At 68.7% G+C, this 12,836-nt stretch carries 11 protein-coding genes; 10 read left to right on the top strand and 1 reads right to left on the bottom strand.

Translation table 11 applies throughout. From position 1 onward, the window contains the following. Positions 1–18 precede the first annotated feature (18 nt). The 8 genes from ACKTSN_RS28090 to ACKTSN_RS28055 all read left to right on the top strand — a co-directional run bounded on the left by ACKTSN_RS28090 (position 19) and on the right by ACKTSN_RS28055 (position 8,070). A complete protein-coding gene (locus ACKTSN_RS28090; protein ID WP_409471652.1) occupies positions 19–1,368 on the top strand; it encodes a lysine N(6)-hydroxylase/L-ornithine N(5)-oxygenase family protein in 1,350 nt (449 codons plus the stop codon). Between the two features lie 6 nt (positions 1,369–1,374). Beyond that, the gene (locus ACKTSN_RS28085) at positions 1,375–2,640 is read left to right on the top strand and encodes an MFS transporter (RefSeq protein ID WP_409471651.1); all 1,266 of its coding nucleotides are present in this window, start codon (positions 1,375–1,377) and stop codon (positions 2,638–2,640) included. Between the two features lie 901 nt (positions 2,641–3,541). Beyond that, the gene (locus tag ACKTSN_RS28080; RefSeq protein WP_409471650.1) at positions 3,542–4,159 is read left to right on the top strand and encodes a hypothetical protein; all 618 of its coding nucleotides are present in this window, start codon (positions 3,542–3,544) and stop codon (positions 4,157–4,159) included. Between the two features lie 138 nt (positions 4,160–4,297). Continuing rightward, positions 4,298–5,320, top strand: a complete 1,023-nt coding sequence (locus ACKTSN_RS28075; protein ID WP_409474938.1) for an ABC transporter ATP-binding protein — start codon at positions 4,298–4,300, stop codon at positions 5,318–5,320. Then, positions 5,317–5,958 (top strand): ABC transporter permease, encoded by a 642-nt coding sequence (locus ACKTSN_RS28070; RefSeq protein ID WP_409471649.1) that lies wholly within the window; start codon positions 5,317–5,319, stop codon positions 5,956–5,958. The genes ACKTSN_RS28075 and ACKTSN_RS28070 overlap by 4 nt, the downstream gene beginning before the upstream one ends. Position 5,959: 1 nt before the next feature. Next, positions 5,960–6,622 carry an ABC transporter permease gene (locus ACKTSN_RS28065; protein WP_409471648.1) on the top strand — a complete coding sequence of 221 codons (663 nt, stop codon included), beginning with the start codon at positions 5,960–5,962 and terminating at the stop codon, positions 6,620–6,622. A gap of 9 nt (positions 6,623–6,631) precedes the next feature. After that, complete coding sequence (locus tag ACKTSN_RS28060) at positions 6,632–7,570, top strand: ABC transporter substrate-binding protein (protein WP_409471647.1); 939 nt, start codon at positions 6,632–6,634, stop codon at positions 7,568–7,570. A gap of 74 nt (positions 7,571–7,644) precedes the next feature. Further along, entirely contained in the window at positions 7,645–8,070 is a 426-nt protein-coding gene (locus tag ACKTSN_RS28055) for a hypothetical protein (protein ID WP_409474937.1), read from the top strand. Positions 8,071–8,501: 431 nt separating this feature from the next. Here ACKTSN_RS28055 and ACKTSN_RS28050 read toward each other — a convergent pair whose 3' ends face one another. Continuing rightward, on the bottom strand, positions 8,502–9,890 hold the full coding sequence (locus ACKTSN_RS28050) for a cystathionine beta-synthase (RefSeq protein WP_409471646.1): 1,389 nt from the start codon (positions 9,888–9,890) through the stop codon (positions 8,502–8,504). A gap of 156 nt (positions 9,891–10,046) precedes the next feature. Between ACKTSN_RS28050 and ACKTSN_RS28045 the strand changes: the two genes are divergently transcribed. Both ACKTSN_RS28045 and ACKTSN_RS28040 read left to right on the top strand, forming a co-directional pair. Further along, positions 10,047–11,066, top strand: coding sequence for an SGNH/GDSL hydrolase family protein (locus ACKTSN_RS28045; RefSeq protein ID WP_409471645.1), 1,020 nt, complete (start codon positions 10,047–10,049; stop codon positions 11,064–11,066). A 314-nt stretch (positions 11,067–11,380) separates the two neighbouring features. Continuing rightward, entirely contained in the window at positions 11,381–12,601 is a 1,221-nt protein-coding gene (locus tag ACKTSN_RS28040) for an acetyl-CoA C-acetyltransferase (protein ID WP_409471644.1), read from the top strand. Positions 12,602–12,836: the final 235 nt, after the last annotated feature.

Raw genomic sequence — 12,836 nt, 5'->3', positions numbered from 1 at the left:
GGCAGATTTTGGATCTGAATGATGCAGAACCGAACGGTCGACGTACTCGCCATAGGCGCAGGTCCCGCCAACCTGAGTTTGGCGGCCCTCGCCGCTCCGGCAGGAACCGACCTTTCCCTGGCTGTCGTCGAGGCCCGAGAATCGGCTTCATGGCACCCGGGGCTCTTATGGAGCAACTCGCGGCTCCAGGTGAGCGGGGTGAAGGATCTCGTAAGCCTCGTTGATCCTCGAAGTCGTTTCAGCTTCCTGAATTTCCTGCATGAAAAGGGCCGCCTCTACCGACATCTGATAGCCAGCAGGGAGTACGTCAGCCGGAAAGAGTTCGATCAATACCTGACCTGGGCAGCGGATCACCTCGGCGTCGAGTTCGGTACCGAGGTCACGACTGTCGACCATGACGGCGACCACTTCCAAGTGTCCACGACCCGCGGCACGCTGCGGGCCTCCCACATAGTCCTGGGCATCGGCCAGGAACCGTTCATTCCATCCTGTGCCGCCGACATGGACGACCCCGGAATCTGGCACTCGTCACACCACATAGACCGCGGTACGCAGACGCTCGACAAGCATGTCCTGCTGGTCGGTGGGGGGCAGAGTGCCGCGGAGATCGCTCTCGACATCCTGTCCGGCCGCAGGGGGCTGCCCCGTCGGTTCACCTGGGTCGCCGGCCGGGGCGGCTTCTCCCCACTGGACGACTCGGCCTTCAGCAACGAGTGGTTCAATCCACTCTTCGTCGAATACTTCCATGGGCTCTCGGACGCTCAACGCTCCTCCCTGCTGGAGGAGCAGAGTGCGGCGATGAACGGCATCTCGCACAACCTCCTTTCTGCCCTCTACCGGCGCCTGTACGAGATCGACTACCTGGACGACCTCAGCTGTCGGCACAATTTTCTGTCCGGTGTGAGCCTGGTGAAGCTGACGAAAGACAGAGCCGGGTTCATGTGCACCCTGCGCGACGAGATCAGCACGTCCGTACATGAGATGCACAGCGACGTGGTCATCTTCGCCACCGGTTTCCGGCACCGGATCCCGGCCTTCCTCCAACCGATCCAGGAGCGTATGCCTGTTCAGGGCGATGAGTTCCACGTCGAAAAGGACTACCGAATCCCCTGGAACGGTCCTGATGTGAACCGCATCTACATTCAGAACGGGGCACGAAAGAGTCACGGCGTCGCAGACCCGGGTCTGAGCCTCGCCGCATGGCGCAGCGCTGTGATCCTCAACAGCCTTCTGGACAAGGAGTACTACTGCCTTGGGGGCGATGACATCACACTCTCCTTCCTGCAGTCTCTGGACCAAAACGCCCGTCTTGGGGCACCGTCGAGCGGCCTCGCTTCGAACACACACACCACCGAGAAAGGTTCGTGATAGTCCGTGCGCGCTGCTCCCCTCTTCTTGGGCGGCCAGGCCGTTTCGTTAGTCGGTGACGGCGTCGCCAATCTGACCATTCCACTGCTGGTTCTGCAGATAACGCAAAGCCCGGTGGCCGCAGGGCTCTCCGCCGCACCTCGCGCCATTGGCTATGCCACCTTGGGGCTTGTCGGCGGAGTCCTGGTCGACAGGGTGGATCCCTGGCGCGTCCTGATCTGGTCCGATCTGGTGCGGACCGGCTGTTTCGTTGCCTTGTTCCTGCTGGCCGCGTTCCAGAGCGTGGTCCTCATCCTGGTGGTGGCGTTCGCCGCTGGAGCGGCCAGCGTCTTCTTCCAGCTGGCGCTCTCGATCGCGGTGCGCGACGCGTTCCCCGACCGCCTGCAGAGCGCGAACGCCACGCTCGAAACGGCCAACCAGATCGGCTTCGTGCTCGGACCGGGCATCGCCGGTCTGCTGGCATCCACCGGACTGCTGAGGGCCGGTCTGCTCGCCACCGCGGCCACGTTCGCGGTGTCGGTCGCCACCCTGGGCTTCGTGCGCGGTCACATGGCCGGCTATACCCGCCCCGCAGCCCCACGGGACTTGCGGACACTCCGCTCCGAGTTGGTCACGGGGCTGCGCTACACCGTCACCACGCCCCCGTTGTCCACCTTGCTGCTGGTGATGGCCATCGTGAACCTGGTGCTCGGCGTGGACACACTCATCGTGTACCTGCTCAAGACCGACATGGGCCTGTCGCCTGCCTCGGTGGGCCTGGTGGTCGCGGTCGGTGGCCTGGGCGGTGTCACCGGCGCTGTGGTGTCCCGCTGGATCCGGCGTATAGGGCCGATGTACACGCTCGCCGGTGGCACCGTCGTCTTTTCCGTGTTGCTGGCGGCGCTGGCGAGCGTGGATTCGGTCGTGCCCGCCGCGGCTGCGAGTTTCGGTATGAGCGCGAGCCTCGTGATCACCAACGTCAGGAACCGGACGATGTGGCAGCGGATCGTTCCGAGAGAACTGCTCGGCCGCGTGTCCAGCGCGCAGCGGATGGTCAATTATCTGGCCGCTGCTCTCGGCACCGTGCTGGCCGGTGTGGTGACCGGGTGGATGGGCGGAAGCGCCCGGCCCGTGTTCTGGATGGCCGGCGCGGTGTCGGTGGTCACCGTCCTGGTGGCTTGGCGGGTCAGCCTGAGGCAGCATCTCCACGTCGGACTTGAGGATCCGCCCCCACCGGCCGCCGAACCGTCCCAGCAGTACGGGCAGGTGAAGAGAGAGGGGGACGCGGGCTGACGGGGGCAGGAGACGCGCGGCCCATCGGCGCGGCTGCTGCCGGATGCCCGGGTCCTGAGCGCGTTCTGATCGCAGGCGGGCCCGTCAGGGGGACGAGTGCCCGCACCTGCCGTGTCTGACGGTACGTCAGCTATGACGATGGGTGTCGGCCCATCGACATGACGGCACGTCAGACAAGGGGTGCCGCTCCTGCTACCCCGATACACGCCCGAGGTGCCCGACAGACCGGCCCCGGACCTTCCGGCGCGAGCGGCTCCTCCCGCACCTGCACCAGCGGCGGAGCAGCTCCAGGCGCTCATCCATGACGCCACAGCACAGGCGCGGGCACACCTCCGTGACGCCACTCAGCTGGAGTGTTCACTGCACGAGGACGTACTCCGCCTGGCGGCCTCGGCCCCTGGAGTCCGGCTTCCCGAGACGGCCGAGCATCTGAGCATCGATATCTCCGATCTACGAGAGCAGATCTCGGCGTACACACCGACCCCGCTGCGGCGCCAGACAGGCACTTGACCACCAGGTAGGCCGGATGCGCGTCACCCCTGCCTACTGCAGCGCCGAACCGCAGCCCAAGAGCCATGCCACCTAAGTGTAGTCAGGGTTCAGGATCCACACCTGGGGCCACGTCCACGGACGTGAACTGGTTGCGCACCGCGCCACACGTCGTGCCGGTTCCCGAACAGGCCCGGCAAACACGGTAGGTCGACGAGGAAGAGCGCACCCGCGAGCGGTAGTGGCACATACTGATCAGGCACCGTCAGCTCCCGAACACTGCTCGGTGACGGAAAGCGAACGTGCGCCGGGCAGAAGGTAGCCGACCGTCTGCCACACCAGGGCATTGGACCGGCGCGAAAGTGACCCTTCGCATGAGGCCGGTGCGGAAACGTAGCCAGAAGGAAGTGGCGTGGAGAATCGGTTCGCAGGCGGGTGCGCATCGTGCTCGGTGTGGGTGTTGGCGGGCGGCGGGTTTCTCGGCAAGGGCCTCGACGGAGGTTGGGAACTGCGGTGCGCGACCTGCCAGTTCGCGGCTGGGCGTGCTGCGGCAGACGACTTCGACCCGGAGGTCATCGAGTTGCCGACGGAGCCGCCGCCCGGCAGCGCGACCACCGTGCCCCTGCGCGTCCTCATGCTGACCCGGGCATGCTGGTCCTGCGGAAAGGACACGGTGTGTCTGATCGGCCTGTACCCGCAGCGTCCCGGTCGCGGCTACGTCGGGCTGTTCACCACGGACAACGCCAAGACGATGGCGCTGGTGCGCCGGCTGCTCCAGCAGCACGGCCACGCGGCTCTGGCCGCGACCGTCAAGAGCCGCTACAGCAGGACCATGCGTGAGCGGCAGTTGTCCAACGGCTGCGTTCACTGCGACGCGCTGCAGGGCAACTTCCCCGTGCACGACGAGGCACTGGGCCGCGTCGCAGCGAGCGGCGTGGAAGGGCTGGACACGTTGCTGGTCGCCGCTTGCCCGGTGTTGAAGTGGCAGGCCGTCGTCCACGACAACAGCGGCGGCGTGATGGCTATCTGAGCTCACACGCAACGAGAACCTCCTGGTCAGGCCCACTCTCATTTCCCATGTCCCGGAATGACCTCGATTAGATATTCATCAAACTAACAGTGCCCAGGTCAGAGGGCATGTCAAGTCTCATCTTCAGCGACGGCTCTCATCGACGCGGTCCACAAGCGCTTCCCCAACGGCACGACAGCAGTCCACGACCTCTCCCTGGCCATGCCGGAGGGTGGCGTGACCGTCCTCGTCGGATCCTCCGGTTGCGGAAAGACGACCACCCTGCGGATGATCAACCGGATGGTGGAACCGACCTCCGGCACCATCCGGGTCGGCGGCAAGGACGTCCAGCAGCAGGACGCCGCCGAGCTGCGCCGGTCCATCGGGTACGTCATCCAGCAGTCGGGCCTCTTCCCACACCGCACGGTGCTCGACAACATCGCCACCGTGCCGCTGCTGCTCGGCTGGGGCCGCCGCAAGGCCCGCGCCCGGACCGCGGAACTCCTCGAGACCGTCGGCCTCACCTCCGAGGCCGGCCGCCGCTACCCGCACCAGCTCTCCGGCGGCCAGCAGCAGCGGGTCGGCGTCGCCCGCGCCCTAGCCGCCGACCCGCCCGTCCTGCTGATGGACGAGCCGTTCGGCGCGGTCGACCCGGTGGTCCGCACCCAGCTCCAGGACGAACTGCTCCGGCTCCAGAAGGAGTTGAACAAGACCATCGTCTTCGTCACCCACGACATCGACGAGGCCGTCCGGCTCGGCGACCGGATCGCGATCTTCCGCACCGGCGGCCACCTGGTCCAGTGCGCCGAGCCCGCCGAACTCCTCGCCCGCCCGGCCGACGACTTCGTGGCCGACTTCCTCGGCGCCGAGCGCGGCCTGAAGCTCCTCTCGCTCAGGACCCTCGCGGACGTCCCCCAGGGCCCGGCCCCCGAGGGCGGCACCTGGACCCTCGTACTCGACGAGGGTCGCAAGCCGCTGCACTGGGCGTCGAAGGACGCCGAACTCCCCGTACGACCGCTGCAGGACACCGACTCCCTGCTGTCGGCACTCAACGAGTCGGTCGCCTCCCCCACCGGCCTGATCGCCCGCGTCGACACGGCCGGCGTACTCACCGGGGTCTCCTCCCGCGACGACATCCACGAGCACGCGAACCGGGCGCACACCGAGGTCGTGGCCGCATGACCATCGACTGGTCCTGGATATCCGACCACACCGACGACCTGACCACCCTGACGGTCTCCCACCTCCAGGCCGCCCTGTCCGCCGTTCTCTTCGGCCTGCTGATCTCGCTCCCGCTCGCGGTGGTCGCCCACCGCGTCCGCCCCCTGCGCGGCTTTCTGCTCGGCCTCTCGAACGTCCTGTTCACCATCCCGTCGATCGCGGTCTTCGTGCTCCTCCTCCCGGTCTCCGGCCTGACCCGCACCACCACGGTCATCGGCCTGACGATCTACACCCTGGTCGTCCTGCTCCGGAACACCGTCGAGGGCCTCGACTCGGTCCCCACGAAGACCAAGGAGGCGGCGAAGGCCATGGGGACGCGCCCGCTGCGGACCCTGCTCACCGTCGAGTTCCCGCTCGCCCTCCCCGTGATCATGGCGAGCGTCCGGATCGCCACGGTCATGTCGATCTCCCTCGTCTCCGTGGCGACCTACATCGGCGACGGCGGCCTCGGCCAGCTCTTCACCGACGGCTTCCAGCGCAACTTCCCGACCCCGGTGATCGTGGGCGTGGTCCTCACCCTCCTGCTGGCCGTGGTGGCGGACGCGCTGCTGGTCGCCGTCCAGTACGTACTCACCCCGTGGACGAGGCGGCGAGCCTGAGATGTACGAACTCTTCGAGAACCTCGGCGACTGGCTGACCAGCGGCGAGCAGTGGGCCGGCCCCGACGGCATCGCCACCCGCCTCGCCGAACACCTCCAGTACTCGCTCCTCGCCACCCTCATCGCCGCCGCGATCGGCCTCCCCCTGGGCCTGCTGATCGGCCATACCGGCAAAGGCGCGTTCGTCGCGATCAACCTGTCGTCCTTCGGCCGCGCGCTGCCCACCGTCGGCCTGGTCGTGCTGGTCTTCCTCGCCAGCGGCCTTTCGATGTGGCCCGTTTACGTCGCGCTGGTCGCCCTCGCGGTCCCGGCGATCGTCACCAATACCTACGCCGGAATGACCGCCGTCGACCCGGACGTGAAGGACGCGGCGCGAGGACAGGGCATGCGCGGCCACCAGGTCCTCTTCCAGGTGGAGCTCCCGCTGGCCCTCCCCCTGATCATGACGGGCCTGCGTCTCGCGCTGATCCAGGTGGTGGCCACGGCCACGATCGCCGCGTACGTCTCCTTCGGCGGCCTCGGCCGGTACGTCTTCGACGGCCTGGCCCAGCGCGACCTCGTGCAGGTGATGGGCGGCGCGGTGCTGGTCGCCGTGGTCGCCGTCGCCCTCGACCTTCTGCTGAGTGCCCTCCAACGCTTCCTCTTCCGCCACCGCACCGCCTAGGACCCCGAAATGAACCGTCGCACTCTCCTCGGCGGCCTGTTCGCCGCAGCCTCCGTCCCCGCCCTCTCCGCCTGCTCCAGCGGCATCACCTCCCTCGACAGCGAGGGCACGACCACCTCCGGCGGCGGCTCCAGTAAGGGCGGCCTCACCATCGGCACCGCCAACTTCACGGAGAACCAGGTGCTCGGCTACCTCTACGCGGCAGTCCTCGACGCCGCCGGAGTGAAGACGACCGTCCGCCCCAACCTCGGCACCCGCGAGATCCTCATCCCCGCCCTCAAGGGCGGCGACATCGACCTCCTGCCCGAGTACCAGGGCGCCCTGCTGCACTACGTCGACCCCAAGTCGACGGCCACGGAGGAGGGCGAGATGCAGAACGCCCTGGCCATGGCCCTCCCCGCCGGCCTCCAGGTCCTGCCGTACGGCATGGCCGAGGACTCCGACGCCTTCGCGGTGACGCGGGAGACGGCGGAGAAGTACGGCCTGGCCTCCCTCGCCGACCTGAAGAAGCAGAACGGCAAGCTGGTCATCGGCGCCGCCGCGGAGGTCAAGACGCGTCAGGTCGGCGCGGTCGGGCTGAAGGACGTGTACGGAGTGGAGTTCAAGGAGTTCAAGTCCCTCGACTCCTCCGGCCCGCTGGTCAAGGGCGCGCTGAAGAAGGGCGACATCGACGTGGCCAACCTCTTCACCACCGACACCGACATCCAGGCCAACGACTGGGTGGTCCTGACCGACCCGAAGAACCTGATCCCCGGCCAGCACGTCGTCCCCCTGATCGCCGACCGCAAGGCCGACTCCACCGTCCGCAAGGCGCTCGCCGGGCTCGGCAACGTCCTCACCACCGCCGACCTCACCGAACTCAACCGCCAGGTCGACAAGGACAAGAAGGACCCCGAGGACGTGGCCCGGACGTACGCGGAGCACAAGGGGCTGACGGCCACCGGCTGACCCGCTCGCGACAGGGGGGGCTAACCCCAGTGCGGCCCGCGTACCCGCTCCCTACCGTGGTTCGCATGAGCGGAATGGACGCGCGGGACGCCGAGCTGAAAAAGGAACTCAACGCCACCCTGCAGGCCCGCAGGGAACTGGGCGAGGAGTACGAGTCCGCGCTGGTCGACTCGTTCCTGGAGAAGGTCGACCAGCGCATCGACGGTGCCGTCGAGCGCCGGGTGCGCCGGCAGCTGGCCGAGCAGCAGATGGTGGTGGCCCGGGACTCCCGGTCACCGAAGCCGACGGACTCCTGGGGCGAGCGCTTCGGCTTCGGCATCGTCTCGCTGGTCCTGGCGGTCCCGCTCTCCGCGATCGGCGGCGGCGTGGCCCAGCTCCCGGGCCTCCTCGTCGCCTGGGCAGGCATCGTGGGCGTCAACGCCTTCCAGGCGGCCCGCGTCAATCCGGGCCTGTTCGGCCGCCGCCGCAAGTCGTCCCAGGACGACGACTGGGAGGACTGACCGTTTTTGAAGCGACGACGGCCGCAACCATCAATTGAGGAACCACGACGGCGAGCAACCAGGTCCGCGAGAGCGGCGCCGGTTTAGGCGCAAAGGGGGTGTGCGCGGGGACCGCCGCACCCCCTTGACGGGGGGCGGGACGACGGCGGTCCCCGCGAGGGACGCGGGCCGGGTCAGGGCCGGGCTTGCGCGTCCGTGGCGTCCATGGAGGTCCGGGAGCCGCTCCGGAGGTCCTTGGCGCCGTTCGGTGCCGACCGGGGCGGGGAGCCGCTCCCGCCCTGCCGACACCCACTAATGTGCCGGACCCGTGTTAAGCGGGTGCTGCGCGGACGTGACACGCTCGTACCACTTCCGAGAAGAGCAACAAACACGCACGTCACCGCAAGTTCGCCGCCGGCACGGTCCGTTCACCGCAGGTTTGCCGTCCGGCCCTACTTCGCGCTCTTGGCGAGGAAGGCCAGCAGGTCCTGCCGGCTGACCACCCCGGTCGGCTTGCCCTCGACCAGCACGATCGCCGCGTCCGCCTCGCCGAGCACGGACATCAGGTCCCCGACCGGCTCGCCGGAGCCGACCTGCGGCAGCGGCTGCGACATGTGCTTCTCCAGCGGGTCCTCCAGCGAGGCGCTCTTGGTGAACAGCGCGTCGAGCAGCTCCCGTTCGACGACCGAGCCGACGACCTCGGCGGCCATCACGTCCGGGTGCCCGGCGCCCGGCTTCACGATCGGCATCTGCGAGACGCCGTACTCGCGCAGCACCTCGATGGCCTGGCCGACCGTCTCGTCCGGGTGCATGTGGACGAGGGAGGGGATGGCGCCGCCCTCCTTGTCGTTGAGCACGTCGCCGACGCGCGCGCTCGGGCCCTCGTCCTCGAGGAAGCCGTAGTCGGCCATCCACTCGTCGTTGAAGATCTTGCTGAGGTACCCGCGCCCGCTGTCCGGCAGCAGCACCACCACGACGTCGTCCGGTCCGAGCCGCTCGGCCACCCGCAGCGCGGCCACGACGGCCATGCCGCACGACCCGCCGACCAGCAGCCCCTCCTCCCTGGCCAGCCGCCGGGTCATCTGGAAGGAGTCCTTGTCGGACACGGCGACGATCTCGTCGGCGACCGTACGGTCGTACGCCGTCGGCCAGAAGTCCTCACCGACGCCCTCGACGAGATACGGCCGCCCGGAGCCACCGGAGTACACCGAGCCCTCGGGGTCGGCGCCGATGACCTTGACGCGCCCGTCACTGGCTTCCTTCAGGTACCGCCCGGTCCCGGAGATGGTGCCACCGGTGCCGACACCGGCCACGAAGTGCGTGATCCGCCCCTCGGTCTGCTCCCACAGCTCGGGGCCGGTGGAGTGATAGTGCGAGAGGGGGTTGTTCGGGTTGGAGTACTGGTCGGGCTTCCAGGCACCCGGCGTCTCACGCACCAGCCGGTCGGAGACGTTGTAGTAGGAGTCCGGATGCTCGGGCGCGACGGCGGTCGGGCAGACGACCACCTCGGCCCCGTACGCCCGCAGCACGTTGATCTTGTCCGTGGACACCTTGTCGGGGCACACGAAGATGCACTTGTACCCCTTCTGCTGAGCCACGATGGCGAGCCCGACGCCCGTGTTCCCGCTGGTCGGCTCCACGATCGTGCCGCCGGGCTTGAGCTCCCCGCTCTGCTCGGCCGCCTCGATCATGCGCAGGGCGATGCGGTCCTTCACGGAACCGCCCGGGTTGAAGTACTCCACCTTGGCCAGGACGGTCGCCCGGATGCCCTTGGTGACGTTGTTGAGCCTCACCAGCGGGGTGTTGCCGACGAGGCTGATCATCGAGTCGTGGAACTGCACCGTTGTCTCCGGATGCTGCAGAAGAGGTGGTCGTGGTAGTGCCGCCAGCCTATGGCCTGCCACCTGCGACCGGCGTTCACTCGCCGTTGAGATTGGCGGGCGGTCGCTTCGGGGCAAGCAAGTGGTTGTACGGGTACGAGGAGGTGTCGGCGACGCATGACGAGGATGTCGAGGGCGAGGGTGGCCCGGCGCATCGCGGCCGGTGCGGCGTACGGCGGCGGCGGTATCGGCCTGGCCGGTGCCGCGGTCGTCGGTCTGGTGCTGGCCGAGGTCCGGCTGGCCAGGCGCCATGTGGGCAACGGCACGGAGCCCCGTGTGCCGAACGCGGACGGACTGTACGGCCGTACGTACGACACCCAGGGCGATCCCCTCCTCCGCCTCACCATCCTCGGCGATTCCACCGCCGCGGGCCAGGGCGTGCACCGGGTCGGCCAGACCCCGGGCGCACTGCTCGCCTCGGGCCTCGCCGCCGTCGCGGAACGCCCCGTACGGCTGCGCAACGTCGCCCTGCCCGGCGCCCGGTCGGACGACCTGGACCGCCAGGTGACGCTGGCCCTGTCCGACCCGGGCCTGATCCCCGACGTCTGCGTGATCATGATCGGCGCGAACGACGTCACCAACCGCATGCCGCCGACCCAGTCGGTGCGCCATCTCTCGGCGGCGGTACGCCGGCTGCGCACGGCCGGCGCGGAGGTGGTGGTCGGCACCTGTCCCGACCTGGGCACCATCGAGCCGGTCCAGCAACCATTGCGCTGGCTGGCCCGACGGGCATCACGCCAGCTGGCGGCCGCCCAGACGATCGGAGTCGTCGAACAGGGCGGCCGCACCGTGTCGCTGGGCGACCTGCTGGGCCCCGAGTTCGCCGCCAACCCGCGCGAACTCTTCGGCCCCGACAACTACCACCCCTCGGCCGAGGGCTACGCCACCGCCGCGATGGCGGTCCTCCCCACCCTCTGCGCGGCGCTGGGCCTCTGGCCGGCGGAAGAGGAGCGCCCCGACGTCACCCGCCACGAGGGCTACCTCCCCGTCGCCCGCGCCGCCGCCGAGGCCGCCTCGGAGGCCGGCACGGAAGTCACAGCAGCCATGCCAACGGGCCCCCGGGGCCCCTGGGCCCTCCTGAAACGACGCCGCCGCCGCCGAGTAACCGCCACAGAGCCAGCACCACAACCCTCGTAGCCGCAGCTGCGGCCAGTCGCGTCTACGCAGCTGCGGGCAGTCGCGCCTACGTAGCTGCGGGCAGTCGTGCCTACGTAGCTGCGGGCAGTCGTGCCGCTGGGGCGGCACGGGTGGGCGCAGCGGCACCCCGCAACGCCGGGCCACGCGACCCACCCCACCCCACCCCAGCGCCAGCGCCAGCGCCCCGCACCAAAAAGCAAGCGCTTAGAAAACTGCGGCCAGGGTCACACACCCACACGCGTGACCCAGACCATACGTACGGGTAACTTCCCAACCAGCCCAGCCAACCCCGTACGTACGCCAATGGAGCCGTGATGCCCGAAGCCGTGATCGTCTCTGCCGCCCGCTCCCCCATCGGCCGCGCCCTCAAGGGCTCCCTCAAGGACCTGCGCCCCGACGACCTCACCGCCACGATCATCCAGGCCGCCCTCGCCAAGGTCCCCGAGCTGGACCCGAAGGACATCGACGACCTGATGCTCGGCTGCGGCCTCCCCGGCGGCGAGCAGGGCAACAACCTCGGCCGTGTCGTCGCCGTACAGATGGGGATGGACCACCTCCCCGGCTGCACGATCACCCGGTACTGCTCGTCGTCCCTCCAGACCAGCCGCATGGCCCTGCACGCCATCAAGGCCGGCGAGGGCGACGTCTTCATCTCGGCCGGCGTCGAGACGGTCTCCCGCTTCGCCAAGGGCAACTCCGACAGCCTGCCCGACACCCGCAACCCGCTGTTCGCCGAGGCCGAGGCCCGCACCGCCGCGGTCGCCGAGCAGGAGGGCACCACCTGGCACGACCCGCGCGAGGACGGCCTGATCCCCGACCCGTACATCGCGATGGGCCAGACCGCCGAGAACCTGGCCCGCTCCTGGGGTGTGAGCCGCCAGGAGATGGACGAGTTCGGCGTCCGTTCGCAGAACCTCGCCGAGGAAGCCATCAAGAACGGCTTCTGGGAGCGCGAGATCACCCCGGTCACCCTCCCCGACGGCACCGTGATCAGCAAGGACGACGGCCCGCGTCCCGGCGTCACCCTGGAGGGCGTCGCCGGCCTCAAGCCGGTCTTCCGCCCCGACGGCCTGGTCACCGCCGGCAACTGCTGCCCCCTGAACGACGGCGCCGCGGCCCTGATCATCATGTCCGACACGAAGGCGCGCGAGCTGGGCCTGACCCCTCTCGCCCGCATCGTCTCCACCGGCGTCTCGGGCCTGTCCCCCGAAATCATGGGCTACGGCCCGGTCGAGGCGTCCAAGCAGGCCCTGGCCCGCGCCGGCCTGACCATCGACGACATCGACCTGGTCGAGATCAACGAGGCGTTCGCCGCCCAGGTGATCCCCTCCTACCGCGACCTGAACATCCCGCTGGAGAAGCTGAACGTCAACGGCGGCGCCATCGCCGTCGGCCACCCCTTCGGCATGACCGGCGCCCGCATCACCGGCACGCTCATCAACTCCCTCCAGTGGCACGACAAGCAGTTCGGCCTGGAGACGATGTGCGTCGGCGGCGGCCAGGGCATGGCGATGGTCATCGAGCGCCTCAGCTGAACCCCTGGGTAGCCGCACCGGTACCCACCGGCCCAGAACCTCGTCACCACCGGGGTTCTGGGCCGATTTGTGACCCAATCTCCCCCAGGATGTGACCTATCTCCCTCGCAACAGGGATCACCGCAGGTCAGCGCATCCCCACCAGAAACGTCAGACAGAATTCCCTGTCCGTTTCGTGACGTTACGCACTGACAGCTGGTTAGTTCACCCATCAAGCTGATGTAGGAAGTCGGGG

Source organism: Streptomyces flavusporus, assembly GCF_046267975.1.
GTDB lineage: Bacteria > Actinomycetota > Actinomycetes > Streptomycetales > Streptomycetaceae > Streptomyces > Streptomyces flavusporus.
The sequence above is the reverse complement of the archived record's forward strand: the minus strand, read 5'-3'. Positions and strand labels throughout refer to the sequence as shown.